A 25,931-nucleotide genomic window follows, 5' to 3' on the forward strand; every position below is an offset into this window, starting at 1 on the left:
CGGAAGACGTTTCACGTGAAACAAGCCCACGAAGCTGACGCCGTGTTTCACGTGAAACGTCTTGGTGAGACCGACCCTTGTTTCACGTGAAACGATTGAGGATGGGTTAACCAATCAACGTTTCATTAAACATGCCGCGCCTATTTCCCGATGCAGAACTCGCGGAAGATCACGTCCAGCAGATCTTCGACATCGACCCGCCCCAACAGCCGCCCGAGCGCAAGAGCGGCGATGCGCAGCTCCTCCGCGACAAGCTCTTCGCCCAGCGCGACCGCATCGGTGCTCCGCCGGAGCGCCGCAACGGTCTCAATCAGCAGGCTTCGCTGCCGCTCCCGGGTGATGAGGCCGCTTTCCGTGGCACCGAAATAGTCCCGCGCAAAGTCGATCAGAGCGTCCAGCAATCGCGCCATCCCCTCTCCGCTCCTGGCGGAGATCCGGAAGGCCGGGGTTTGATCCCGCGGGACTGCGCCGTCCTGTCCCGACGAGGTCACATCGATCTTGTTACGGACAAGCCAGACCGGCGTTTCGCCCTGACGCTCGACCTCGGCCTGATCGTTCTCCGATAGCCAGAGCACAAGATCCGCCTGCGCGGCGCGATCCCGGGCGCGTCGGACGCCCTCCTGCTCGACCGGATCATCCGTGTCCCTGATGCCCGCCGTGTCGATCACGGTCACCGGATAGCCGTCCAGATCGAGCTGAATCTCGATGACGTCGCGCGTCGTGCCGGCATAGGGAGAGACGATCGCCACCTCGCGCCGCGCCAGTTGATTCATCAGGGTCGACTTGCCCGCATTCGGCGGCCCGGCGATGACGACGGTCAGACCATCGCGCAGACGCTCGGCCCGTCCCTGCGCATCCAGGACGGACTGGACCTCTCCCCTGAGCTGCTCGATCCGGGACAAGGCAGGAGCCATCAGCTCGGCCGGCACGTCTCCTTCATCGGAAAAGTCGATCCCGGCCTCGATCAGCGCCGCCGCTTCGATGATCTGGTCACGCCAGCGACGCGCCTTGTCGCCGAGCAGACCCTTGAGCTGCCGCAACGCCTGGCGGCGCTGGCGATCCGTGTCGGCGTGAATGAGATCGTCGAGCCCCTCGGCCTCGGTCAGATCGATCTTGCCGTGCTCGAACGCGCGTCGGGTAAACTCGCCTGGCTCCGCCGGGCGTAGCCGAGGCATGGCCGACAACTCGGAGAACAACGTCGCGATCACCGCGCGGCTGCCATGGACATGCAGCTCGGCGACGTCCTCGCCGGTGGCGCTGGCCGGCGCCGGAAACCACAACGCCACGGCATCGTCGATCGGATCGCCGTGGCTGTCACGAAGCAGCGCCCGTGTCGCCACCCGCGGTGCCGGCATCTTTCCGGCCAACATCTGAAGCGCTGGGCCGGCATGCGAACCAGAGAGACGCACGATCGCGATCGCGCTCGGCAGCCGCCCGGAGGACAGCGCGAAGATGGTCTGGTCGTGAGGATGCATGACGTTCAATTGGGCTTAGCGGCCCAGAAAGACAATCAGTTTACGCCGGCATGCTTTACGCGGGATGGCGATGCTCCGCGACGGAGCTCGAGCAGGATGCGATGACATCGAGCAAAGCCTGCACCATCGCCACCATGCTTACGACCAAGACGAAGGGCGCCGCGAATCTCAGTCCCACCCTCCCCCTCCAGGCCCCCCTCCAGGCAGGGCTATCGCATTTGACGATCGCAGTGGCGCGCTCGCCTTCCTCCACGTCGTCATGGCCGGGCTTGTCCCGGCCATCCACGCCGTTCAGCGCGCTGAGAATCACGTGGATGCCCGGGACAAGCCCGGGCATGACGGAGTAACTAATTGCCAGGATTGTTGGTGGCGACAGCGCCGTATCTTCATATGCGATAGCCCTGCCCCTCAAGGGGAGGGTGGCACCGAGGTTGATCTCGAAGCTGTCCGCGGCACTATCAGCTTTATGCGCAAGACCGCCCCATAACAAAAAGGGCGCCCCGAAGAGCGCCCTTTCAAATCCTGCGATCGTAACCGATCAGGTGTTCATCGACTCGAAGAACTCCGAGTTGCTCTTGGTGCTGCGGAGCTTGTCGAGCAGGAAGTCGATCGCGTCCATCGTGCCCATCGGATTGAGGATGCGGCGGAGGACGTACATCTTCTTGAGGTTCTGCGGCTCGGTGATGAGCTCCTCCTTGCGGGTGCCGGAGCGGGCGATGTCGATCGCCGGGAAAGTCCGCTTGTCGGCGACCTTGCGGTCGAGGATGAGCTCGGAGTTGCCGGTGCCCTTGAACTCCTCGAAGATGACCTCGTCCATGCGGCTGCCGGTGTCGACCAGCGCGGTGGCGATGATGGTCAGCGAGCCGCCTTCCTCGATGTTGCGGGCAGCACCGAAGAAGCGCTTCGGCCGCTGCAGCGCGTTGGCGTCGACACCGCCGGTCAGCACCTTACCGGAGGACGGCACGACGGTGTTGTAGGCGCGGCCGAGACGGGTGATCGAGTCCAGCAGAATGACGACGTCGCGGCCGTGCTCGACCAGGCGCTTGGCCTTCTCGATCACCATCTCCGCGACCTGGACGTGGCGCGCCGCCGGCTCGTCGAAGGTCGAGGACACGACCTCACCCTTGACCGAGCGCTGCATGTCCGTGACTTCTTCCGGGCGCTCATCGATCAGCAGCACGATCAGATAGCACTCGGGATGATTGGCCGTGATCGAATGCGCGATGTTCTGCATCAGCACCGTCTTGCCGGTGCGCGGCGGCGCGACGATCAGCGCGCGCTGGCCCTTGCCGATCGGGGCGACGATGTCGATGACGCGCGGCGACAGATCCTTGCGGGTCGGATCCTCGAGCTCGAGCCGGAAGCGCTCATCGGGAAACAGCGGCGTGAGGTTGTCGAAATTGACCTTGTGCTTGGACTTCTCGGGATCCTCGAAGTTCAAGGTGTTGACCTTGAGCAGCGCGAAATAGCGCTCGCCTTCCTTCGGGCTGCGGATGTGGCCCTCGATGGTGTCACCGGTGCGCAGGCCGAAGCGGCGGATTTGCGAGGGCGAGACGTAGATGTCGTCCGGGCCCGGCAAATAGTTGGCATCCGGCGAGCGCAGGAAGCCGAAGCCGTCGGAGAGAACCTCGACGACGCCTTCGCCGATGATGTCGGTTTCCTGGATGGCGAGCTGCTTGAGGATGGCGAACATCAGCTCCTGCTTGCGCATCGTGCTGGCGTTCTCGACCCCGTTCTCCTCCGCGAAGGAGACGAGCTCGGCCGGCGTCTTTGACTTGAGGTCCTGTAGTTTGATTTCCCGCATTGGGGGAGGTCCTGTGGAAGCGACTTGGGAGGGATGCGAGGTGGCTGTGGGAAGGCGGACGAAAATGAGGTCCGCAGGTCTGAGCAAGGTTGGCGCCGATGAGGCACCAAACCTGATGCGGCGGCCGGTCAAGCCGGAACGCAACCACATCCGCCTGCGTGGGGTGGGATAGTCTTAATATAGAAAATCGCGCCGCCCTCCGCAAGCCGTCTGCAGCAGGGCGGTATTCTCATGGATGAGATCAGAACGGCTTGACGATCACGAGAATCACGATGCCGATCATGAGGACCGTCGGTACCTCATTGATATACCGATAGAACTTCTGAGTGTGCGCATTCCGGTCGGCGGCAAAATCCTTGACCCAGCGGGTGAACAGCCCGTGCACGCCGGACAGAATGAGAACAAGCAGAAACTTGCCGTGAAACCAGCCGCTGGCATACCAGTGCCCGGCCCACACCAAATAGAGCCCGGCCAGCCACGTCACCATCATCGCCGGATTGATGATCGCCTTCAGCAGGCGGCGCTCCATGACCTTGAAGGTCTCGGATTGCTTCGAGCCGATCTCCGCCTCGCAATGATAGACGAACAGTCGCGGCAGATAGAGCATGCCGGCCATCCAGGCGATGACGGCAATGACGTGCAGCGCCTTGATCCACTCGTACATCAGACTTCGCGATCCATTAACCGGATGGTGACTCTTGGGAGGCGAGACATATCCGCTGGCTCGATCGCTTCCAAACCAAATAATTTTAGAATCTTAGGGTTTGAGTCTAGGTAGCGGTGGATTGGACTCATGCAACGCCATCCGCAGATTGCGAGCCGCTTGTTCACATCCTTCAACAGGCCAGCTCGGCGCAATCGCCTGCGTGCGAGTCCGATGTGATTCAAATGCTTGCCGAATTTGGTCGACAGCTTATCCCAAGACAAACGGACCTCGTCCCGATATCATCAGGCGTGACGCCTGAGTTGTCCCGGACAGCGACCATGTGAAGAAGATTCGGGGTTATCCAAAGGGGGCGGCTCGCGCCCGCGTTTTGGCCCCGTCCTTCACAGGGATTCACAGATCGTTAAGGATTTGATGCCCACCACCGGCAATTACTTTCACCTGCATCTGGTTTCCGACTCAACCGGCGAAACCCTGATCACGGTTGCGCGAGCCGTCGCTGCGCAATACGCCAACGTGACCCCGGTCGAGCATGTCTATCCGTTGGTGCGCAGCCAGAAGCAGCTCGACCGTGTGCTCGACGAGATCGAGGAGGCGCCGGGGATCGTGCTGTTCACCTTGCTCGAGAAGGATCTGGTCTCCAGGCTCGAGGCCAAGTGCCAGCAGATCAACATCCCGAGCCTGTCGATCATCGGTCCTGTGATGCAGCTGTTCGAGGCCTATCTCGGCGCCTCCACCGCGGGCCGGGTCGGCGCGCAGCACGTCCTCAATGCCGAATATTTCGCGCGCATCGATGCGCTGAACTACACGATGCTCCATGACGACGGCCAGATGGTCGACGGGCTGGAGGATGCCGATGTCGTTCTGGTCGGCGTCTCCAGGACATCGAAGACGCCGACCTCGATCTATCTCGCCAACCGCGGCGTGCGCACGGCCAATGTGCCGCTGGTCCCGGGCATCCCGATTCCGCACCAGCTGGAGATCCTGAAGAAGCCGCTGGTCGTCAGCCTGCATGCGACGCCGGAGCGGCTGATCCAGGTGCGGCAAAATCGGCTGCTCAGCATGGGTGCGGAATCCGGCAACGAGAACTATGTCGACAAGCAGTCGGTGACCGATGAGGTCGCCTATGCACGCAAGCTCAGTGCGAAGTTCAACTGGGTGATGCTCGACGTGACGCGCCGCTCGATCGAAGAGACGGCGGCCGCGATCCTGAAACTCTATTCCGACCGGCAGCGGCAGCGTCTGCCGGATTGAGTGGACTGCGATGACCCTATGGTGTGGTGACGGGCCGCTGGTGCTGGCCTCGCAAAGCCGAGCCCGGCGCATGCTGCTCGAGAATGCCGGTCTCGCCTGCGAGGCGGTGCCGGCCGATATCGACGAGCGCGCTGTTCAGGCCGAGGCCGGGTTGGTTGCGCCTTATGAGATCGCGCTGCATCTGGCGACGGCCAAGGCGCGGGCGGTCTCGGCGTTGAAGGCTGGCTCATACGTGATCGGCGCCGACCAGACGTTGGCGCTCGGCGAGCGGATGTTCAACAAGCCGGCCGGCCGACAGCAGGCGATGCACCAGCTGCTGGCGTTGGCCGGTCGGACCCATGCGCTGCATTCGGCGATCTCGGTCGTGCGCGATGGCGAGGTCTTGTTCTCCCACGTCGCCGTGGCCTGGATGACGATGCGGACGCTCACCGAGAGCGAGATCGCGTCCTATCTCGACACGGCCGGCCCGCCGGTGATGTCGAGCGTCGGCGCCTATCAGCTCGAAGGTCTCGGCGTGCATCTGTTCGACCGCATCGACGGCGATCACTTCACCATCCTCGGCCTGCCGCTGCTGCCGCTGTTGGCTTTCCTTCGCGAAGCCAAGCTGCTCAAATTCTGACGGGCCGCCGAGGCTGATGGTTGCGAGGAGCGAACGCGGATGAGGGTGTTGGGGCTGACCGGCTCGATGGGCATGGGCAAGTCGACGACAGCCAAGCTGTTCGCGGAAGCCGGCGTTCCCGTCTATGACGCCGACGCAACGGTCCATCAGATCTATGAAGGCGAGGCGGCGCCTGCGGTCGAGGCTGCGTTCCCCGGCACGACGGTCAACGGCAAGGTCGATCGACCGAAGCTGTCAGCGCAGGTCGTCGGCAATCCGGAGGCCATTCGCAAGCTCGAAGCCATCGTGCATCCGATGCTGCGCTCTTATCACCAGGCGTTCCTCGATCACGCCGAGCAGTCCGGCGTGCCCGTTGCCGTCGTCGATGTGCCCTTGCTGTTCGAGACCGGCGGCGACAAGCGGGTCGATGCTGTGGTCGTTGTGTCGACCTCACCCGAGATCCAGCGCCAGCGCATCCTGGCGCGTGGCACCGTGACGGAGGAAGCGCTTGACGCGCTGCTCGCCCGGCAGATGCCCGATGCCGAGAAGCGCGCGCGCGCCGATTTCGTCGTGGATACCTCGCATGGGCTTGACCCGGTGCGCGCCCGCATCCGCGACATCCTGGCCGAGGTCGTTAAGATGCCGCGGCGGCGCGGCTGATTCGACGTGCGCCGTTGCAGCGACGGACAGACCGATGCGTGAAATCGTACTCGACACCGAAACCACCGGCCTCGACGCGCTCCGCGGCGACCGCCTGGTCGAGATCGGCTGCGTCGAGATCGTCAACCGCATGCCGACCGGCCAGGTCTTCCACGTCTACATCAATCCCGAGCGTGACATGCCGGCCGAGGCCTTCGCGGTGCACGGCCTGTCGAGCGAGTTCCTGGCCGACAAGCCACTGTTCCACGAGGTGGTCGAGGATTTCCTGGCGTTCATCGGCGATGCGCCGCTGGTGATCCACAATGCCTCGTTCGACATCGGCTTCATCAATGCCGAGCTCGACCGGGTCAAGCGCCCGGCGATCCCCAGGGAGCGGCTGGTCGATACGCTGCTGCTGGCGCGCCGCAAGCATCCGGGCGTGTCGAACCGGCTCGACGATCTCTGCTCGCGCTATGCGATCGACAATTCGCGCCGGACCAAGCACGGCGCGCTGCTCGACGCCGAGCTGCTGGCGGAGGTCTATGTCGACCTCGTCGGCGCCCGTCAGTCGCAACTGATCCTGACCCAGGAGTCGCAGGAGATCCGGATCGGCGTCGGCGGTGATACGCCGCGGCGTCAGCGGGATGTTCCGCTGGCTCCGCGCGTGACCGATGCCGAGCGCGAGGCACATCGTGCCTTCATTGCCACCCTGGGCGACAAGCCGATCTGGATGGAATTTTTAGCGGGGTCGTGATCCCCGGCGCCCGGCCGCGGATCACGCCCTTCAATCATCGACAGTAAAAATCTTAACGGATCAGCTCTGAAGAACCTGCGCGCCCTGGGCCGCGGCCTGGCGCTCCATGTTCTGCCGGTACAGGCTGACGAAGTCGACGGGGTCGAGCATCAGGGGCGGGAAGCCGCCGTCGCGGACCGAATTGGCAACGATCTCGCGCGCGAACGGGAACAGCAGCCGCGGGCACTCGATCAGCAGCATCGGCGACAGGTGCTCCTGGGGCACGTTGACCAGCCGGAACACGCCGCCATAGACCAGCTCGAAGCTGAACATCACCTGGCTACCGCTCTCGGCCTTGCCCTCGATCGTCAAGGTCACTTCATATTCGGTCTCGGCCAGGGCATTGGCGCCGACATTGATCTGGATGTTGATCTGCGGCGCTTGGCCCTGGGGTGCCAGCGACTGCGGCGCGTTCGGGTTCTCGAACGAGAGATCCTTGATGTATTGCGCCAGCACGTTGAGTTGGGGAGGAGGGGCCGCCTCGGGAGTGGCGCCGTTACCGTTGGTCATCGAAGTATTCTCCTGGCACAAAGGGCGGATCGTTGCGGCGCGTGGCTACCATAGGGCCGGCTTGTTCCACAAGGACGAGCCGAGGACGCCGTTAAGGCGCGGGACGACGGCCGTTTCGGCCGGCATGCCTCTATTTGTCGCATCGGCGACCGGACGGAACGACTGACCGGGCTCACCTGTTCCGATCTCAGACGAGCCGATGTCCCGGAGCGATTTCCCCTAGGGTCCGAAACGGGTTAGGATCGCCGCGCCACAATGTGCCATTGGCCGGGCCCAATTCGATGACTACATCCGGGTCGACCGAGGGATTCACTGGTCTTTACCTGGATCCTGTAGAACGGGTGCCCGGTGGCCGGGCTCCGCGTTCGGCTCGACAAGTCAGAAAGCGAACACGACGTGGACATTTATACCATCATCTTCCTGGCGTTGGCGGTCTTCATCTTCGTGCGTCTGCGTGCCGTGCTCGGCCAGCGCACTGGTAGTGAGCGGACGCCGTTCGATCACGCGGCCCGGAATGCCGTCCAGGGTGCTCCCGACAATCGCGTGATGCCCGTCCCCGGCGCGCCGATCGATCCGGCAGCACCGAGCACCGGCGCGGAGTTCGGTGCGCCGAGCGATCGCTGGCGGGGCGTGGCCGAACAGGGGACGCCGCTCGCCCGGGGTCTCGATGCGATCGCCGCCAGCGATCCGTCGTTCGACCCGCGTCACTTCCTGACCGGCGCGCGCAGCGCCTACGAGATGATCGTGCTGGCCTTCGCCAATGGCGACCGCCGCGCGCTGCGCGACCTGCTGTCATCCGAGGTCTATGACAGCTTCGATTCCGTCATCAAGGATCGCGAGAAGAACGAGCAGAAGACCGAGACGCGTTTCGTCTCGATCGACACCGCCGAGCTGGTCGGCGCCGAGGCCCGCGACCGCACCGCGCAGCTCACGGTGCGGTTCGTCTCGCAGATGATCTCGGTCACGCGCGACAAGATGGGCAACATCGTCGACGGCAATCCGGACAAGGTCGCCGACATCACCGACATCTGGACCTTCGCCCGCGACACCGGCTCGCGTGATCCGAACTGGAAGCTGGTCGGCACCGGCAGCCATTGATCAGGAACGGACGCCGGCCCGCTCACATCGCGTGTGAGGCGGTCCGGCGGCTGCAGCTTCTCGGAGCACCACGAGACGCACTTCAAGTTTTTCGAAATCCCGGTTCTTAGAAATCCCGTTTTTTTCCGAGCTTCGCGTTGAGTGGTACTTTGACGGTGCAGGCATGGTTCGCGAAATTTGGAAGCGGGGTTTTACGACCCGTCACCTCAAATATTGGACGCCGGCGCTCGCGCTGAGCATCGCCGCGGTGGCGCTTGCGCCGGAGGTCGCCGAGGCCGTGCGTGCCCGTCATCGGTCGCCCGCGCCGCCGATGCGCCACCTGCCCTACCCCCAGCTCGACTGGCCGCTCGAGATCACCAACAGCCAGTATCAGCCGCTGGCGTGGAGCGACGTGCCTGGCTGGACGGATGATGATCAGCTCGCCGCCTACAAGACGTTCCGCGCCAGCTGCAAGCCGATCGCGGCGAAGCCCGATGGTGCGCCCGAGGACAAGGCGCTCGGTGATTCCTTGCGTGATCCCTGCCGTGACGCACGCGCCAACGATCTCACCGACAACGCAGCTGCGCGCGGCTTCTTCGAGCGCAACTTCGAGCCGCTGAAGATCTCCAAGCTCGGCGATGCCGACGGCTTCGTCACCGGCTACTACGAGCCGGTCATCGAGGGCTCGCGCACCCAGAACGAGGTCTACAACGTTCCGGTCTATCGCCGCCCTTCCAACCTGTTCGTGCGCGGTTTCAAGCAGGACGCGACCAGCCTGCCGAACAAGGGCCCGGTCTATCGCAAGATCGGCCGGCGCAAGCTTGTGCCCTATTACGACCGCGCGGAGATCGAGGACGGCGCCATCGAGGGCCGCGGCCTCGAAATTGCCTGGCTCCGGAATCAGACGGATCTGTTGTTCGCGCAGATCCAGGGCTCGGCCCGCATCAGCCTCGACGACGGCTCGACCGTGCGCATCAACTACGACGCCTATAATGGTCATCCCTATACGCCGGTCGGCCGCATCCTGATCGAGCGCGGCATCATCCCGCGCGAGCAGATGTCGATGCAGCGCATCCGCGACTGGATGGAGCAGAATCCGGAAGGGGCCAACGAGCTGCGGCGGATGAACCGCTCCTACATCTTCTTCCGCGAGGTACAGCTGTCGGAGAAGGACGAGGCCGTCGGCGCGCAGGGCATTCCGCTGACGCCGGGCCGCTCGATCGCCGTCGACAAGTCACTGCACGTCTATGGCACGCCGTTCTTCATTACCGGCGAGCTGCCGATCGACTCGGAGAAGCAGAAGAACCCGTTCCACCGGCTGATGATCGCGCAGGACACGGGATCGGCGATCGTGGGCCCGGCCCGCGCTGATCTCTATTTCGGCGCGGGACAGGAAGCGGGCAAAGTGTCGGGCCGGCTCAAGCACAGCATCCAGTTCGTGATGCTGGTGCCGCGCAGCCTCGATCCGGTCGCGCGGGGCCGCAAGATGCCGCTGCCGGATGCGCGTCCGTCGGAGAAGATTGGCAAGCTGTTTCCGCAGGTTTTGCCGAAGGAAGCGGCCAACGACGCGCAGAAGGCGCCGGCGAAAGATCAGACGAAGGAACTAGCCAAGGATCAAGGCAAGGGTCAGGATCAGACAGGCGTTGCGGCCTCGCCGGCCAAGGATGCTAACAAGGATGTGAAGGTCCCTGCCCCGGCCGCCGGCGGAAGCTCGACGACGACGGTGGCGCAAAATGTCGTCGCGCCGGTGCCCCTGCCGGAGGCGCGGCCGCGGCTTGAAAGTGATCGCAATTCCCGCCGATTGCGTTATGGCAGGCGTCACCGCAATCACCGATGAACCGCCATTGCCATGTCTGAAGATCCCGAGCCGCCGCGTGGCCGGCGCAAGCGTGGCCTCTCCGAGGACGAGCGCACGCTATGGGAGACGGTGGCGCGCCAGGTCAAGCCGCTGCGCAAGGCGCCGCGTTTGGTGCGGCCGCATCCGCCGATGACGACAGCCGAGCCGCAATCCGCCAAGCCAATGACGACGCCCCGCCCGGTCGCTCCGATCGCGGTCCCCAAGCCGGTCAAGCCGGCGATCCCGCCGCTGGTGTCGCTCGGCCGCAAGGAACGCTCGAAGCTGTCGCGGGGCCGGAGCGAGATCGATGCGAGGCTCGACCTGCATGGCATGACCCAAAGCCGGGCGCATCAGGCGCTGCATCATTTCCTGCATCGGGCGCAGCATGATGGACTGACCTTCGTGCTCGTCATTACCGGCAAGGGCACGATCGGTGCCGATCCCGAGCGCGGCGTGCTCCGCCGCCAGGTGCCGCATTGGCTGAGCCTGCCGGAATTCCGCGCGCTGATCGTGGGTTTCGAGGAAGCCCATGTCGGTCATGGCGGCGCCGGCGCGCTGTACGTTCGGATCAGGCGCCCGCGCGGCTGATCGTCAGAATGGCCGGATGATGCCGACGCGCGGGATGACCGTGACGATCCAGCCGAGAATTGTGATCTTGCGATCTTCGCCATTGATGAGGGCCATGGGCCTGGCCGCGGGCAGCGTCTTGACCGCATGCAGCATCAGCACGATGCAGACCACCCAGCTCGAGATCCAGCGCGAATAGTCGAACACCATGGCGAACATCACGAGATAGGCGAGGCTGATCACGACGAGTGCGGAGACGACAATCTGGCGGTGACGCGGCGCGCTCAACGCATCCACGTGCTGCTTGAAGGCACGCCACAACGGCCAATGCAGCCACAGCAGCAGCGCATAGACGGGCACGCCCAGCAGGTTCGACGGCAGCCGCTCCAAAGTATCTTGAACCTCCTTGTTGAGCGGCTGATACCAGACATAGGCGAACTGCAAGAGCTCGGTGCGCGACGGGTCGACCATCCGCGCCTTCAGGTAGCTCACGAAATCCGCCTCGGGCAGCGGCATCGTGCCGAGGAATTGCGCCGCGAGGAACAGCACGCCGAGGCCAAGCAGTGCCATCGCCCCGACCGCGATATCCAGCCGCGTGATGGGGCGTATCATGTAGTAGCGCAGCACGACGATCGCCGTGATGGTCGGCACATACATCAAGAGATGGATGTGATGGATCAGCACCAGCGCTGCCGAGATCAGCGCTGCGAGCAGCACGTAGGCAAGCGAGCGCGCCGGCACCAGCAGCAGGATGATCGCACCAAGGCAGCCAAAGATGTCAAAATGGCCGAGCGTGAACAGGAAGTTCTTGAACACGAATGGCGAGCCGGCGGTGAAGATGACCAGCGGCAGCTGCGCGCGGTCGAGGCCAAAGGTGCGGCGGAAAAGCTGAATGAACAGAGCGAAGGTGATCAGCCAGACGCTCCCCGCCAACGCGAACACCAGCCAGACCGGAACCTTGGCTGTGAACAGTCCAATGACCGCGCCGATCAGCGCGCGCTTGATGAAGCCGAAGTGGTAGTCGACGAGCAGATGGATGTAGGGAACGTAGGGGGGTAGCGTGAGCTTATGCAGGAAGACGCCGAGCATCACGGCGGCGTTGACGATGAGCATCGCGCGCCAGTGCTTGCTGTACCCGCTGGTCATGCCAAGCTCGACGAGTGGTAGAAGGAGGCGAGGTCGTTGCCACATCCGCAGATGTCGTCCCGGCCTTGAGCCGGGACCCCTAGCCACCGTTGTCTGTGGTGAGGCAGGGCTGGAGCCGCCATCTTCAGCTACTATCAGCTTCGGTGGTTATGGGTCCCGGCGTTCGCCGGGACGACAGCGGAATTTGTGGTGAGCGCTCGGGCAGACGGCTAGAGAATGAACCGGCTCAGATCCGCGTTTTTCGCAAGATCGCCGATGTGCTGCTGCACATAGGCGGCGTCGACGCGCATGGTTTCGCCTGATCGGTCCGAGGCCGTGAAGGAGATGTCGTCGAGCACGCGCTCCATCACGGTCTGCAGCCGGCGTGCGCCGATGTTCTCGACCGTCGAGTTCACGGCGACCGCGACGTCGGCGAGCGCATCGATCGCGTCGTCGGTGATGTCGAGCGTGACGCCCTCCGTCTTCATCAGCGCCACATATTGCTTGATCAGCGACGCTTCCGGCTCGGTCAGGATCCGGCGCATGTCGTCGCGGGTCAGCGCCTGCAGCTCGACGCGGATCGGCAGGCGGCCCTGCAGCTCCGGCAGCAGATCCGACGGTTTTGCGATGTGGAACGCGCCGGACGCGATGAACAGGATGTGGTCGGTCTTCACGGCGCCATGCTTGGTCGAGACCGTGGTGCCCTCGATCAGCGGCAGCAGGTCGCGCTGCACGCCCTCGCGCGACACGTCGCCACCATGGCGGTTCTCGCGCACGCAGATCTTGTCGATCTCGTCGAGGAACACAATGCCGTTGTTCTCGACGACGGTGATCGCCTCCTGCACCAGTTGGTCGCTGTCCAGCAGCTTGTCGGATTCTTCCGCGATCAGGATGTCGTGAGAGGCCTCCACCGTGATGCGGCGGGTCTTGGTGCGGCCGCCGAGCTTGCCGAAGATGTCGCCGATCGAGATCGCGCCCATCTGCGCGCCCGGCATGCCCGGGATCTCGAACATCGGAAAACCGCCGCCGGATGACTGCGTCTCGATTTCGATCTCCTTGTCGTTGAGCTCGCCGGCGCGCAGCTTGCGGCGGAACGAGTCGCGGGTCGCGGCGCTCGAATTGGCGCCAACCAGCGCATCGAGCACGCGCTCCTCGGCGGCGAGCTGGGCGCGGGCGGCGACGTCCTTGCGCTTGCGCTCGCGGACCTGGTGAATCGCGACCTCGACGAGATCGCGAATGATCTGCTCGACGTCGCGGCCGACATAGCCGACCTCGGTGAACTTGGTCGCCTCCACCTTCAGGAACGGTGCGCCCGCGAGCTTGGCCAGCCGCCGCGCGATCTCCGTCTTGCCGACGCCGGTCGGGCCGATCATCAGAATGTTCTTCGGCAGCACCTCCTCGCGCAGCCCCGTATCGAGCTGCAGCCGGCGCCAACGGTTGCGCAGCGCAATGGAGACAGCGCGCTTGGCGTCGGCCTGGCCGACGATGAAGCGGTCGAGTTCGGAGACGATTTCGCGGGGGGAAAAGTCGGTCATGGATCAGGCCAGAAACTGGTTGCGGGGGCTGTGCAGGGTGTCGCTGCCGCGTCGATCGGCGGACGCCCGGGCGGCATCTACTCCGCCGACAGCGCTTCGATGGTGATGTTGCGGTTGGTGTAGACGCAGATGTCGGCGGCGATATCGAGCGAGCGGCGCACGATGCTCTCGGCGTCCTTCTCGGTGTCGATCAGGGCGCGGGCCGCCGCCAGCGCATAATTGCCGCCCGAGCCGATCGCCATCACGCCTGCCTCCGGCTCCAGCACGTCGCCGGTGCCCGTCAGCACCAGCGAGACCTCCTTGTCGGCCACGATCATCATCGCCTCCAGGCGGCGCAGATAGCGGTCGGTGCGCCAGTCCTTGGCGAGCTCGACGGCGGCCCGGGTCAGCTGCCCCGGATATTGCTCCAGCTTGCTCTCCAGCCGCTCGAACAGGGTGAAGGCATCAGCCGTGGCGCCTGCGAAGCCGCCGATCACGTCGCCCTTGCCGAGCTTGCGCACCTTGCGGGCGTTGGACTTGATCACGGTCTGGCCGATCGAGACCTGGCCGTCGCCGCCCACGACCACCCTGCCCCCCTTGCGGACGGTCAGGATCGTGGTGCCGTGCCAGACGTTGGGCTCATGGGAGGATGCGTGCATGGAAAGTCCCTGGGTTGACGGCCTGATTTAGGCGCTCAGGGGTTGGGATACAATTACCGCGTCCCTGCCCTGCTCCGTCAGGCCTTGAAATCCGCTCACCATGGGCCGAGATCAGGGCTCCAGGGCGTCATCCCGCAGTAGCTAAGGTGTCATCCGCCTGATAAAAGGGCCGCGTTTTCAAGGGAAAGCTGACCCCATGCGTAGCGCGACCATCAAGCGCAAGACCAAAGAGACCGACATCGAGGTGTCCGTGAACCTCGACGGCACTGGCGTCGTCGAGATCGCGACCGGTATCGGCTTCTTCGATCACATGCTGGATCTGCTCGCCCGCCATTCCCGTATCGACATGACCGTCAAGGCGGTCGGCGACCTGCATATCGACTTCCATCACACCACCGAGGATGTCGGCATCGCGCTCGGCCAGGCCGTGCGCCAGGCGCTCGGCGACATGGCCGGCATCACCCGCTACGCCTCGATCCACATGCCGATGGACGAGACGCTGACCCGTGTGGTGATCGACGTCTCGGGCCGGCCGATGCTGGTGTTCCGCACCACCTTCGCGCGCGACAAGATCGGCGAGTTCGACACCGAGCTGGTGCGCGAGTGGTTCAATGCATTTGCCATGAACGCCGGCATTACCTTGCACGTCGAGACCCTGTACGGCGAGAACGCCCATCATATCGCCGAATCCTGCTTCAAGGGTCTGGCGCGGGCGTTGCGGACAGCGCTCGCGATCGACCCGCGCAACAAGGGCGAAGTGCCTTCCACCAAGGGTCAGCTCGGCGGCTGACCTCCCTCCTCCAACTCTCTACTCCGAGGGGTTATTCGACATGCCCGTCTATACGGTTCACGCGCCCCTTGCCGCTGGCGCCGATCTGCGCTCGACAGATCGCTTTGTGTTCATTCGCGACGGCTTCCATCTCTGGGCCGCGGTGCTCGGCGCCGTCTGGCTGGCCTGGCATAGGCTGTGGCTGGCGGTGATCGGCTACATCGCGCTGGTGATCGTGATCGACGTGGTGCTGGCGCGGATCGGCGTCGCCGGCGGCGCGATCGCCACTACCGATCTCCTGATCGCGATCCTGCTCGGGCTGGAAGCCTCCAGCCTGAAACGCTGGAGCTACTCGCGCGGCAACTGGCGCCAGCTCGATGTCGTCGTCGCCGATGATCTCGATGCCGCCGAGCGCCGCTTCTTCGAGCGCTGGGCTGCGAGGCGCAGCGATCTCGGCACCGACAACAACACCGTCGACCGCGGCGGCGCGCCGCCGACGCGTGACAACGGCAACGGCCAGCGGCCGCCGCCGCCTTTGCCCCACGCCAGCATCATTGGCTTGTTCCCTGAACCCGGAGGTGGACGATGAGCGTCGCAATCATCGATTACGGCTCCGGCAATCTGCATTCCGCTGCGAAAGCATTCGAGCGCGCCGCGCGCAGCATGGAGGATCCGCAGAAGGTGGTGGTCACCCGCGATCCCGACACGGTGTATCGCGCCGACCGCATCGTGCTGCCCGGCGTGGGCGCCTTCGCCGATTGCCGCCGCGGCCTCGACGCCGTCGACGGCATGCTGGAAGCGATGACGGAGGCCGTGCGCCAGAAGGCGCGGCCGTTCTTCGGCATCTGCGTCGGGATGCAACTGATGGCGACGCGCGGCAAGGAGCACGTGACCACCGACGGCTTCGACTGGGTGTCCGGCGATGTCGAGAAGATCACGCCACGCGACGAGAGTCTGAAGATCCCGCATATGGGCTGGAACACGCTCGACGTGTTGCAGGAGCACCCGGTGCTGGAGAAGCTGCCGCTCGGTCCGAAGGGCCTGCACGCCTATTTCGTGCACTCCTATCACCTCAATGCCGTCAACGAGAACGAGGTGCTGGCGCGCGCCGATTACGGCGGGCCGATCACCGCCATCGTCGGCAAGGACACCGCGATCGGCACGCAATTCCATCCCGAGAAGAGCCAGCGGTTCGGTCTCGCCCTGATTTCCAACTTCCTGAAGTGGAAGCCGTGAGCGCTATCGTCCTGTTCGCCTGAGGCGCGCAGGGCACGCTCTTGAGAGACTCCAGACATGATCCTATTTCCCGCCATCGACCTGAAGAACGGCCAATGCGTGCGCCTGGAGCAGGGTGACATGGCACGCGCCACCGTGTTCAACCTCGATCCCGCCGCCCAGGCCAAAAGCTTCGCCGACCAGGGCTTTGAATATCTCCACGTCGTCGACCTCGACGGCGCTTTCGCCGGCAAGCCTGTCAATGCGCAGGCCGTCGAAGCGATGATGAAAGTGGTGAAGATGCCGGTACAACTCGGCGGCGGCATCCGCGATCTCAAGACGGTCGAGGCCTGGCTCAACAAGGGTATCACCCGCGTCATCATCGGCACCGCCGCGGTACGCGATCCCGAGCTGGTGAAGACGGCCGCGAAAAACTTTCCCGGACGCGTCGCGGTCGGTCTCGATGCGCGCGACGGCAAGGTCGCGGTGGAAGGCTGGGCCGAGACCTCCGAGGTGACCGCGCTCGACATCGCCAAGCGTTTCGAGGACGCCGGCGTCGCCGCGATCATCTTCACCGACATCGCGCGCGACGGTTTGCTGAAGGGTTTGAATCTCGACGCGACGATTGCACTTGGAGATGCCATCTCGATCCCCGTGATCGCCTCCGGCGGCCTCGCTTCGATCGAGGACGTCAAGGCAATGCTGACACCGCGCGCCAGGAAGCTCGAAGGTGCCATCGCCGGCCGCGCGCTCTATGATGGGCGGCTCGATCCCGCGGAAGCACTGGCGCTGATCCGCGCGGCGGGCGGGTAGAGCATGATCCGGAAAAGTGGGAACCGGTTTTCCGAAAAGATCATGCTCAAAAAGAGATGAGAGAACACGATGTTCAAGGTCCGCGTCATTCCCTGCCTCGACGTCAAGGACGGAAGAGTCGTCAAGGGCGTCAACTTCGTCAATCTGCGCGACGCTGGCGATCCCGTCGAGGCCGCGATCGCCTATGACGCCGCAGGTGCCGACGAGCTCTGCTTTCTCGATATCACCGCAACCCATGAGAACCGCGGCATCATGCTCGATGTGGTCCGCCGCACGGCCGAGGCCTGCTTCATGCCGGTCACGGTCGGCGGCGGCGTGCGCACGATCGATGATATCAAGACATTGCTGCGCTCCGGCGCCGACAAGGTCTCGATCAACTCGGCCGCGGTGGCGCGCCGCGAATTCGTGAAGGAAGCGGCGGAAAAGTTCGGCGAGCAGTGCATCGTCGTGGCGATCGACGCCAAGTCGGTGTCGCGCCCCGGCGGCGGCTCGCGCTGGGAGATCTTCACCCATGGCGGCCGCAAGTCGACCGGCATCGATGCGCTGGAATATGCGCAAGAGGTCGTCGCGCTCGGTGCCGGCGAGATCCTGCTGACTTCGATGGACCGCGACGGCACCCGCCAGGGTTTCGACCTGCCGCTGACCCGGGCGGTCGCCGACAGCGTCCCGGTGCCCGTCATCGCCTCCGGCGGCGTCGGCAATCTCGATCATCTGGTCGACGGCATCCGCCAGGGCAGGGCGACCGCGGTGCTGGCCGCCTCGATCTTCCATTTCGGAGAATTTACCATCCGGCAGGCCAAGGAGCACATGGTGCGCCAGGGGCTGCCGATGCGGCTCGATCCCTGACGACATTGCGCCGCAAAAATGTTAGATGAACAGGGGTCCGGCCGGTGCGGCCGACCCGCGTTCTGAGACCTGGCTGATGTCCCGCTTCACGCTTCACGACCTGGCTGCCATCATCGACGCGCGCGCCGCGGCGGGCGGTGAGGCGTCCTATACGCGCAAGCTGCTCGACAAGGGCCCGGCGCAGTGCGCCAAGAAGATGGGCGAGGAGGCGGTCGAAACCGTCATCGCCGCGGTCGGCACCGATCGCGAGCATCTGATCTCCGAAAGCGCCGATCTGTTGTTTCATTTGTTGGTGCTGCTGAAGTCGCGCGACATCGCGCTCGCCGAGGTCGAGGCGGCGCTCGGCAAGCGGACCGGTCAGTCGGGGCTGGAAGAAAAGGCGTCGCGCAAGACGGAGTAGGGCGCGACGGCCGGGGGAAACGAAGGGCAGCGTCATGGATATGCGCACCACAGAACAACAATATAATCCGTACCGCGTCTTCACCCGCCAGCAATGGGCCGAGCTGCGCAACGACACGCCGATGACGCTCGAGCCTGGCGAGTTCTCCAAACTGCGCTCCATGCACGACCGCCTCGATCTGCAGGAGGTCGAGGACATCTACCTGCCGCTGTCCCGCTTGCTGTCGATGTATGTCGATGCAGCGCAGCGGCTGTACTACGCGCAACGCCAGTTCCTCGGCATCCGCGACCGCAAGATGCCCTACATCATCGGCGTCGCCGGCTCGGTCTCCGTCGGCAAATCGACCACCGCGCGCGTGCTGCAGGCGCTGCTGACGCGCTGGTCGCCGCGGCCGAAGGTCGACCTCATCACCACCGACGGTTTTCTGTTTCCGAACGCCGTGCTCGAACGGCAGGGCCTGATGCAGAAGAAGGGCTTTCCGGAGAGCTACGACAAGCCGCGGCTGCTCGCCTTCCTCTCGGACATCAAGGCCGGCCGCCATCCGGTGCGCGCGCCGGTCTACTCGCATCTCAGCTACGATATCGTCCCCAATCAGTGGACCGAGATCGACCAGCCAGACATCCTGATCGTCGAGGGCGTCAACGTGCTGCAGACCGGACCCTTGCCGCGCGACGGCAAGGCGGTGCCGGTCGTTTCCGACTTCTTCGACTTCTCGGTCTACATCGACGCCGACGAGGCGGTGCTGCGCAAATGGTATGTGAAGCGCTTCCTGTCGCTGCGCGACACTGCCTTCCACGACCCGCGGTCGTACTTCAACCGTTACGCGCTGCTGTCGGATGAAGAAGCCACCGCCACCGCCATCGCAATCTGGGAACGCACCAACCTCGCCAACCTCGAGGACAACATCCTGCCGACAAGGCCGCGCGCGACCCTGATCCTGAAGAAGGGCGCGGATCACGAGATCGAAACGGTGGCGCTCAGGCGGCTGTGAGCTGAGTGCTAGACGGATGCTGGCATCAGCTGAGTTGGTGTCTCCTTGTTTGATGAGGAGAGTACGGTGCTGCGGCTTGCGCCGCTCTAACCTCTCCCCGCCCTTTTGCGGGGAGAGGTCGGATTGCGCAGCAATCCGGGTGAGGGGCATGGCACTGACATAGCCCGGACTATAGGTTTATCGGACGGGCAAGGCGGCTCTGAGCTGCAGAAAGAGGGCACCACCCGTGTGGCTGCCCCTCACCCCGACCCTCTCCCCGTGAAGGACGGGGAGAGGGAGCGCACCTCCCGTGCTACAAACTCAACTACGCCGCCACCTGCCGGGCCGCCGCCAGATTGGCCAGCGCCTCGTCGAGCTTGTCGCGGTCGATCGGCTTGACCAGAAAGCCATCCATGCCCGCCTCGAAGCAGGCATAGCGGTCCTCGACCAAAGTATTCGCCGTCAGCGCCAGGATTGGCGTGCGGCGGCCCGGCTCGCTGGCTTCGAGCGCGCGGATGCGCTTCGCCGCGGCGATGCCGTCGAGGCGGGGCATCTGCACATCCATCAGGATGAGATCGTAAGGTGTGCCGGCCGACCGTGCCGCGAGCCACGAATCGAGCGCGGCCTCGCCATGCACGGCGATATCGGCGTGATGTCCGAGCTTGGTCAGCAGTGAGCGCATCAACAGCGCGTTGATGTCGTTGTCCTCGGCGACCAGGATCGAGAGGCCGGTGCCCGCGCGCGCCGCGATCGGCGGCGCGATCATCGGAACGGGGTCATCGATCAGCGTCGATGCGGCACCATCGACGTCGTAGCCGACGCGCGCGGCGAGCGAGGCGGCCCGAAGCGGCTTGACCAGATATCCGTTGAACGGCCCGGTTGGCGCCAGCTCGTGGCGGCTCACGGGCGTGACGAGCACGATCAGCCGCGTCGTATGACGCTGCGCTGTCGCTCCGAGGCGGCGCGCGGTCTCGCTGCCGATGGCGTCATCGACCAGCACGGCGTGCCAGGCCCGCTCCGGCAGCAGCGCTTCAGCCACTTCGGTCTCGGCGACGAGGCAGGTCTGTGCGCCCCAGTTCTGCAGCCGTCGCTCGATCAGCTCGGCCTGCAGGCCGGGTGGCGCGATCAGCATGATTGATTGGCCCGCCAGATCGGGCCCGCGAAAGCTGTTTTGCTCGCCGCGCTCCAAAGCGGCCGGCAGCGGCACCGAGACCTCGAAGGTGGAGCCGGCGCCGAGCTCGCTCTGCAGGCTGATCCGCCCGCCCATGCGTTTGACGATCCGGTCGGAGATCGCGAGCCCAAGCCCGGTGCCGCCAAAGCTGCGCGCGACGCTGTCGTCGGCCTGCTCGAACTCGCGGAAGATGCGCTCCTGCGCATCGGCGGCAATGCCGATGCCGGTGTCGCGGACCTGAAAGCTGATCTCGTTCGGCCAGATGCCTGGCTCGGCGATGACAGCGACGCCGCCTTTGGCCGTGAACTTGATGGCATTGCCGGCCAGATTGAGCAGCACCTGGCGTAGCCGCGCGGCGTCGCCGGTCACGAAGGTCGGCAACCGCTCGTCCATGTAGGCCGCGATCTCCAGCTGCTTGGCTTGCGCGCGCGGCGCCAGGAGCTCGGTGATCTCCTCGATCAGCGCGGCAAGCGAGAACGGCTGGGCTTCCAGCGCCAGCTTGCCGGCCTCGATCTTGGAATAGTCGAGCAGCTCGTCGATCAGCGACATCAGGGCCTCGCCCGAGCTGCGCACCGCCTTGGCGTAGGTCGTCTGCTCCGGCGTGAGTTGCGTCTCCAGGAGCAGCCCGCTCATGCCGAGAATGCCGTTGAGCGGCGTGCGGATTTCGTGGCTCGCCATCGCCAGGAAGCGCGACTTGGCGCGGTTCGCCGCATTGGCCTGGTCGCGCGCATCCGCCAGCGCCCGCTCGGTCTCGGTGCGGTCGGTGACGTCGCGGCCGACACATTGCAGCAGGGCCGGGTGGCCGGCATCGGAGCGCACCAGCGCCTCGCGCCAGGCAATCCAGCGCGGCCCGATCGCGCTGTCGATGCGCTGGTCGTGCACGCGCGTGCCGCTCGGCTCCAGCGCGCTCTCGCCCTGCTCGATCAGTGCGAAGGCGAATCGGCTGCCGACCAGGTTCTCGCGATCGAGACCGGCCATTTGGCAATAGGCGTCGTTGACGAACACAACTGTCCCGTCCTGCTCACGCATGATGATGAGATCGCCCTGCTGCTCGAACAGATTTCGCGCGCGCTGCTCGGCCTCCTGCAGCTCCCAGTTCCGGTCCGCCAGCACCTCATTATGCAGCACGATCTTCTGCATCTTCTTGTTCACGAAGCGCAGCCGCATGCTCAGCGTGGCGAGACCGACGCAGGCGATGGCGAACAGGAAGCTCGCGCCGATCGCAAAGGTATGCGGATTATAGCCGGAGTTCTCCGACATGCTGGCCTTGATGAAGCCATAGGCGCCGCCGAAGCCGGCGGAGAAGATCATCAGCGAGCGCAGGATCGCGAATATGGTGCGGTGACGGCGCATGAACCGGCGCAGCTGCAGCCTGATACGAAACATCCGTCCCATCGTTCACCCCTGACGATCTCGATTCCAATGCCCTGGCCGGCCGCAACCATGCGGCCTCGGTCTTGCTGAGACTTTGAAAGCTCCGGCACGCGCGCCTCACGCGTGCAGAGATGGTGAACCGGGCGTTAGCCCGGCTCACAGCACCGGATTGCCCGGAGGTGAGGAACGATGGCGTGCTGCGGCGATCAGCGCGGTAGCCTCGCGGGCCGTAGTGCGGCTCTCCGACACGGAGCTGCGATAGCCGGTGCGGCCATCCGCCGCATCGTCACGGGCGAGATCGATCAACGGCGCGCTCGGAAGCGGCTCGGCGGCGATCGCGACGGTTTGGTTGGCGGCCGTCATGCCGCAGCCCTGATCCATTTTCACCGGCGCATCGTCGACCACGACGAGATCGGCCGTCTCCGGAGACTCGGCCAGAGCCACACGAACCGTGGCGAGCGCCGGATCATCCGTGAAGTCGACATGCAGATCGGCATGAAACGGCGAGGAGCCGATCGTCACGGTCTCGGCGCCGACGGCGATGCAGGGCTGCGGGGAGGGCGCCCATTCGAGCTTGGCAAAGACCGCGGCTGCGATCAGCGGCACGGCCGAAACAAGAACCTTGAAACGCAACATGACACGCACCGACGCAACAGGCCTGGGGGCGGAAACGCGGGCCTTATGGTTGTCGGAGCGTAAAGAGAAGTCGTTACCAGAGGGTTGAAGGGAAAATGAAACGATATGAGCATTGTGGGAAGAGGCTGAAGTCGATTAAATGACCTCAGAGAAGGCGCGAAGGTGCGCGACAGTTTGAGGGAGTCCGCATCTTTCGAGGGCGAGCAAATATTGGATGGCGTCCCTGGGATTTCTCTTCAGCCTCAACCTGCATCGGCGCGCTGCGTTCAGGACCGCTGCCTCGTTCAGTCCAAACTGATGCACGAGGAATTCGTCGGGATGCTGTGGTTCGATGTTGTAGGTTGCGAGCGTCTCGACGGGAAAGTCTTTGACGTTGAATGTCACGATGGCGTCTGCGCCGCAGTGAATGCCGGCCGCCAACACGTGTCGGTCGTCTTCGTCAGGCAGATCGAGGGCGTCAATGATCGATTCGTACCCGGTGACCAGACAATCGGGAACGGCGCTGTTCATCAACTGTCTTGTTCTCTCGAGTTTCGCCGGGTCGAGATCTGGCCGCTTTGCAAGCAGGTTGGAGATCCACTCATCGTGGATTCTGTCGCTCCATTTTGCGCGAAACAGTCCCATCGACGCGGTCTCCATCACAAGATCCCGCAGTGGGGCTGGGTAGAGAGTGCAAGCGTCGAGGATGACGGTGTAGCGAGAGTGGTTGCTAATAGCCCATGTCCTCTTGCTCGGCTTGAGCCGCAAGCTCCTCCATGATCTCCCGGCGGCGCTTCTCGAACGCTGCGCGATAATCGACGAGATCCTGGAAGCGAACGCGTCGATGCGTTCCCACCTTGTGGTAGGGAATCCTTTTTTCCTCGAGCAAGCTGACGAGATGCGGCCGCGAGACGTTGAGATAGTCTGCCGCCTCCTGGGTCGTCAGCACCGCATGGATCGGAATGATAGTGACCGCATTGCCCTGAGCCATCTCTGTCAGAAGATGGGCGATGAGCCGTGTGGCCGCCTTCGGCAAGGTGAGTTCTTGGCCGTCGTCCAATCTGACCTTGAGCTCTGAAGGCTGCTTCGTTGCTATGGCTCTCGAAGCTTCCTGGGCAAGGGCGGTATCTTCCTTAGAAGGAAGCGTGATTGGTCTCTCTAGATCTCGTGCGCTCATTTTCCATTCCCCTGGAAACACGATAGGGATAGCCGAGCATAATCGCAATAATCGAAACGCGTGAAGACCGGCTTGGTTTCAAATAGAATACTATTCTATAGATTGGCCCAATATCGGTCGTATCGAGTAAATCAATCTAAACCGTTTGTCTGAAGGGATCGAAGCGCCGAGCGCTTTCGTCAGGCCGCGTGGCGATTGTCCTCCGCCAGCGCCCGGTACGACAGCGCCTCCGCGAGGTGCAGGCGGCCGATCGTGTCGGCGTGATCGAGATCGGCGAGCGTGCGGGCGACGCGCAGCACGCGGTGATAGCCGCGGGCGGACAGCCGCATCGTCTCGGCGGCTTCGCGCAACAATTTCTGGCCGGGTGCATCCAGCTTGGCGACGTCGTCGAGCACGGCGGCGGGGGCTTCCGCGTTGGTCCGGATGTGCGGCAGGCCGGCTTTGGCGTAGCGCTCGCGTTGCAGATCGCGCGCGGCGGCGACGCGGGCCGCGACCTCGGCGGAGCCTTCCCGCGCGGGCGGCAGGATCAGGTCGGCGGCGGTGACGGCGGGAACCTCGATGCGCAGGTCGATGCGGTCCATCAGCGGGCCGGAGATTCGGGTTTGATAATCGGAAGTGCAGCGGTCGATGCGGCCGCGCTTGCAGGCATAGCCGGGCTCGAAGGCATTGCCGCAGCGGCACGGATTCATCGCGGCGACCAGCATGAAGCGGGCAGGGTAGGTGACGCGGTGATTGGCGCGCGAGATCGAGACCTCGCCGTTTTCCAGCGGCTGGCGCAGCGAATCCAAGACGCGCGGATCGAACTCGGGCAATTCGTCGAGGAACAGCACGCCCTGATGTGCCAGCGAGATCTCGCCGGGTCGCGCGCGCAGCCCGCCGCCGGTCAGCGCCGCCATGCTCGCGGAATGATGCGGGCTGCGGAACGGCCGCCGGTTGGTCAGCGCGCCGCCTTCGATCTCGCCCGCGACCGAGGCGATCATCGAGACCTCCAGCAGCTCGGCCGGCGACAGAGGGGGCAGGATCGACGGCAGCCGCGCCGCCAGCATCGACTTGCCCGCGCCGGGAGATCCGATCATCAGCACGAGGTGACACATTTCTCGAGAATATCCATCCCTTTTCAGGGTATTTCGAGGCACCTCATCAAATCAATACTTCCACAGATCGCATGGTTCGGAGAAGAACTCGGTTGTCGCCGGCGCTGATCTCGCAGGGTTGTCAAGCGCTTTTCCACAGATTTAAGACCGCTGCGGGAGTTGGTGCTTCTCCGAATATCGCCAGAGCGCCCGGTCGAGGGTGCGGAGATCGACGCCAGCCTTGGCTGCGATCCGGCGACAAGTCGCAAGGTAGTCGAGATAGAAGGAGACCGAGTAGGGCGGCCGCCGCTTGGCGCGCAGGCTCCAGAGGGCACGGAAGTCGATGATCGTGTACCGGTGCGCATCCAAGGTGGTGAGGATGGCGGAGGCGACCGGCACGTCGACGCCCTCCAGGCCCCTGAGCACCGCCACGGCGGCCCGCTCCGTCCGGGCGGCGATCGCAAGACCCAGGGCATCCGCGATATCGTCGTCGGCGTTGCGCTCCGGCCTGGACCGTCCCCTTCCCCGTGTCTTCCACTCGACGATAGCCAAGAAGTCGCTGCGGCCCCGGCCGCCGGCGGCGATCCTGCGGCCCGCCGCGAACGCCTTCCGCTCCATGTCGTCCTCGACGTGAGCCGCGGCGAGCGCCTGGATCTGAGATAGCGGGAACCGCAGGATGAATTCGGGGGGCACGGAGGAGCGGCCGCGGCGACGAGGCGGTCGCTTCCCCGCTGCAGTCCGTATCGCGGCCATAGGTCGTTCCCCGCGGTCCCCTGGTCTCCTTCTAGCGCCGCGCGCTCAGAGTCGCCATCGGTGTCGCGATATGGGTTTCGACAGTACGGAGATCGTATCTGAATGGTATGAACGAACCGCCCTGAGACGGTTTTTGACGCCCTGATCTGCTCTGAGCATTTTCGAGAATGCCCGTTTTTATTGGGTCCCCGAGTCCCGGTTAACCGGAACGTAAAAGGCGCCGGCGATGGAGGCCTTGT

At 64.4% G+C, this 25,931-nt stretch carries 26 protein-coding genes and 1 pseudogene; 14 read left to right on the forward strand and 13 right to left on the reverse strand.

What is annotated here, in order from left to right; genetic code table 11:
- Positions 1-140: 140 nt before the first annotated feature.
- From mnmE to hemJ, 3 genes are all read right to left on the reverse strand, one after another.
- Positions 141-1,475 carry a tRNA uridine-5-carboxymethylaminomethyl(34) synthesis GTPase MnmE gene (gene mnmE, locus ACVILH_RS07325; protein WP_456712292.1) on the reverse strand — a complete coding sequence of 445 codons (1,335 nt, stop codon included), beginning with the start codon at positions 1,473-1,475 and terminating at the stop codon, positions 141-143.
- A 538-nt stretch (positions 1,476-2,013) separates the two neighbouring features.
- The gene (rho, locus tag ACVILH_RS07330) at positions 2,014-3,279 is read right to left on the reverse strand and encodes a transcription termination factor Rho (protein WP_006612678.1); all 1,266 of its coding nucleotides are present in this window, start codon (positions 3,277-3,279) and stop codon (positions 2,014-2,016) included.
- Positions 3,280-3,520: 241 nt separating this feature from the next.
- On the reverse strand, positions 3,521-3,943 hold the full coding sequence (gene hemJ, locus ACVILH_RS07335) for a protoporphyrinogen oxidase HemJ (protein ID WP_456712293.1): 423 nt from the start codon (positions 3,941-3,943) through the stop codon (positions 3,521-3,523).
- A 414-nt stretch (positions 3,944-4,357) separates the two neighbouring features.
- Here hemJ and ACVILH_RS07340 point away from each other — a divergent pair, with 414 nt between their 5' ends.
- From ACVILH_RS07340 to dnaQ, 4 genes are read left to right on the forward strand one after another with little or no spacing between them, the layout of a single operon-like run.
- Positions 4,358-5,197 carry a pyruvate, water dikinase regulatory protein gene (locus ACVILH_RS07340; protein WP_006612676.1) on the forward strand — a complete coding sequence of 280 codons (840 nt, stop codon included), beginning with the start codon at positions 4,358-4,360 and terminating at the stop codon, positions 5,195-5,197.
- A 10-nt stretch (positions 5,198-5,207) separates the two neighbouring features.
- Positions 5,208-5,816 (forward strand): Maf family protein, encoded by a 609-nt coding sequence (locus ACVILH_RS07345; RefSeq protein ID WP_456712294.1) that lies wholly within the window; start codon positions 5,208-5,210, stop codon positions 5,814-5,816.
- A gap of 39 nt (positions 5,817-5,855) precedes the next feature.
- Complete coding sequence (gene coaE / locus ACVILH_RS07350; protein WP_456712295.1) at positions 5,856-6,455, forward strand: dephospho-CoA kinase; 600 nt, start codon at positions 5,856-5,858, stop codon at positions 6,453-6,455.
- 34 nt (positions 6,456-6,489) lie between these two features.
- Complete coding sequence (gene dnaQ, locus ACVILH_RS07355) at positions 6,490-7,188, forward strand: DNA polymerase III subunit epsilon (protein ID WP_456712296.1); 699 nt, start codon at positions 6,490-6,492, stop codon at positions 7,186-7,188.
- A gap of 60 nt (positions 7,189-7,248) precedes the next feature.
- Here the strand turns inward: dnaQ and secB are convergent, their stop codons facing one another.
- Complete coding sequence (secB, locus tag ACVILH_RS07360) at positions 7,249-7,737, reverse strand: protein-export chaperone SecB (RefSeq protein WP_456712297.1); 489 nt, start codon at positions 7,735-7,737, stop codon at positions 7,249-7,251.
- 396 nt (positions 7,738-8,133) lie between these two features.
- Here secB and ACVILH_RS07365 point away from each other — a divergent pair, with 396 nt between their 5' ends.
- From ACVILH_RS07365 to ACVILH_RS07375, 3 genes are all read left to right on the forward strand, one after another.
- Positions 8,134-8,835, forward strand: coding sequence for a Tim44/TimA family putative adaptor protein (locus ACVILH_RS07365; protein ID WP_456712298.1), 702 nt, complete (start codon positions 8,134-8,136; stop codon positions 8,833-8,835).
- Between the two features lie 163 nt (positions 8,836-8,998).
- Complete coding sequence (gene mltA / locus ACVILH_RS07370) at positions 8,999-10,651, forward strand: murein transglycosylase A (RefSeq protein ID WP_456712299.1); 1,653 nt, start codon at positions 8,999-9,001, stop codon at positions 10,649-10,651.
- Positions 10,652-10,663: 12 nt separating this feature from the next.
- Positions 10,664-11,239, forward strand: coding sequence for a Smr/MutS family protein (locus tag ACVILH_RS07375; RefSeq protein WP_456712300.1), 576 nt, complete (start codon positions 10,664-10,666; stop codon positions 11,237-11,239).
- Between the two features lie 3 nt (positions 11,240-11,242).
- On the opposite strand, the gene ACVILH_RS07380 is transcribed toward ACVILH_RS07375, so the two are convergent.
- The 3 genes from ACVILH_RS07380 to hslV form a co-directional block, all read right to left on the reverse strand.
- A complete protein-coding gene (locus ACVILH_RS07380; RefSeq protein WP_456712301.1) occupies positions 11,243-12,364 on the reverse strand; it encodes a hypothetical protein in 1,122 nt (373 codons plus the stop codon).
- Positions 12,365-12,573: 209 nt separating this feature from the next.
- A complete protein-coding gene (gene hslU, locus ACVILH_RS07385; RefSeq protein ID WP_456712302.1) occupies positions 12,574-13,878 on the reverse strand; it encodes an ATP-dependent protease ATPase subunit HslU in 1,305 nt (434 codons plus the stop codon).
- A gap of 77 nt (positions 13,879-13,955) precedes the next feature.
- Positions 13,956-14,516 carry an ATP-dependent protease subunit HslV gene (gene hslV, locus ACVILH_RS07390; protein ID WP_456712303.1) on the reverse strand — a complete coding sequence of 187 codons (561 nt, stop codon included), beginning with the start codon at positions 14,514-14,516 and terminating at the stop codon, positions 13,956-13,958.
- 196 nt (positions 14,517-14,712) lie between these two features.
- Here hslV and hisB point away from each other — a divergent pair, with 196 nt between their 5' ends.
- The 7 genes from hisB (at position 14,713) to coaA (ending at position 19,550) form a co-directional block, all read left to right on the forward strand.
- Positions 14,713-15,306 (forward strand): imidazoleglycerol-phosphate dehydratase HisB, encoded by a 594-nt coding sequence (gene hisB / locus ACVILH_RS07395; RefSeq protein WP_006612663.1) that lies wholly within the window; start codon positions 14,713-14,715, stop codon positions 15,304-15,306.
- A gap of 40 nt (positions 15,307-15,346) precedes the next feature.
- Positions 15,347-15,874, forward strand: a complete 528-nt coding sequence (locus ACVILH_RS07400; RefSeq protein WP_456712304.1) for a DUF2628 domain-containing protein — start codon at positions 15,347-15,349, stop codon at positions 15,872-15,874.
- Positions 15,871-16,521, forward strand: coding sequence for an imidazole glycerol phosphate synthase subunit HisH (gene hisH, locus ACVILH_RS07405; RefSeq protein WP_456712305.1), 651 nt, complete (start codon positions 15,871-15,873; stop codon positions 16,519-16,521). Before ACVILH_RS07400 ends, hisH begins: the two co-directional genes overlap by 4 nt.
- Positions 16,522-16,578: 57 nt before the next feature.
- On the forward strand, positions 16,579-17,313 hold the full coding sequence (gene hisA / locus ACVILH_RS07410; protein WP_456712306.1) for a 1-(5-phosphoribosyl)-5-[(5-phosphoribosylamino)methylideneamino]imidazole-4-carboxamide isomerase: 735 nt from the start codon (positions 16,579-16,581) through the stop codon (positions 17,311-17,313).
- 69 nt (positions 17,314-17,382) lie between these two features.
- Positions 17,383-18,159 carry an imidazole glycerol phosphate synthase subunit HisF gene (gene hisF / locus ACVILH_RS07415; RefSeq protein ID WP_006612658.1) on the forward strand — a complete coding sequence of 259 codons (777 nt, stop codon included), beginning with the start codon at positions 17,383-17,385 and terminating at the stop codon, positions 18,157-18,159.
- 76 nt (positions 18,160-18,235) lie between these two features.
- A complete protein-coding gene (locus ACVILH_RS07420) occupies positions 18,236-18,559 on the forward strand; it encodes a phosphoribosyl-ATP diphosphatase (RefSeq protein WP_456712307.1) in 324 nt (107 codons plus the stop codon).
- Between the two features lie 34 nt (positions 18,560-18,593).
- Complete coding sequence (gene coaA, locus ACVILH_RS07425) at positions 18,594-19,550, forward strand: type I pantothenate kinase (protein ID WP_456712308.1); 957 nt, start codon at positions 18,594-18,596, stop codon at positions 19,548-19,550.
- 304 nt (positions 19,551-19,854) lie between these two features.
- On the opposite strand, the gene ACVILH_RS07430 is transcribed toward coaA, so the two are convergent.
- The 6 genes and pseudogenes from ACVILH_RS07430 to ACVILH_RS07455 all read right to left on the reverse strand — a co-directional run bounded on the left by ACVILH_RS07430 (position 19,855) and on the right by ACVILH_RS07455 (position 25,632).
- A complete protein-coding gene (locus ACVILH_RS07430; RefSeq protein WP_456712309.1) occupies positions 19,855-22,095 on the reverse strand; it encodes an ATP-binding protein in 2,241 nt (746 codons plus the stop codon).
- Between the two features lie 135 nt (positions 22,096-22,230).
- Entirely contained in the window at positions 22,231-22,710 is a 480-nt protein-coding gene (locus ACVILH_RS07435) for a hypothetical protein (RefSeq protein WP_456712310.1), read from the reverse strand.
- A 135-nt stretch (positions 22,711-22,845) separates the two neighbouring features.
- Positions 22,846-23,334, reverse strand: a complete 489-nt coding sequence (locus tag ACVILH_RS07440) for a PIN domain-containing protein (protein ID WP_456712311.1) — start codon at positions 23,332-23,334, stop codon at positions 22,846-22,848.
- Between the two features lie 85 nt (positions 23,335-23,419).
- Complete coding sequence (locus ACVILH_RS07445) at positions 23,420-23,866, reverse strand: helix-turn-helix domain-containing protein (RefSeq protein ID WP_035646914.1); 447 nt, start codon at positions 23,864-23,866, stop codon at positions 23,420-23,422.
- A gap of 179 nt (positions 23,867-24,045) precedes the next feature.
- Positions 24,046-24,954 (reverse strand): annotated as a pseudogene (locus tag ACVILH_RS07450) (YifB family Mg chelatase-like AAA ATPase); the annotation flags it as partial.
- 147 nt (positions 24,955-25,101) lie between these two features.
- Positions 25,102-25,632, reverse strand: a complete 531-nt coding sequence (locus ACVILH_RS07455) for a hypothetical protein (protein WP_456712312.1) — start codon at positions 25,630-25,632, stop codon at positions 25,102-25,104.
- Between the last annotated feature and the right edge of the window lie 299 nt (positions 25,633-25,931).

The organism is Bradyrhizobium sp. USDA 4353 (assembly GCF_054063215.1).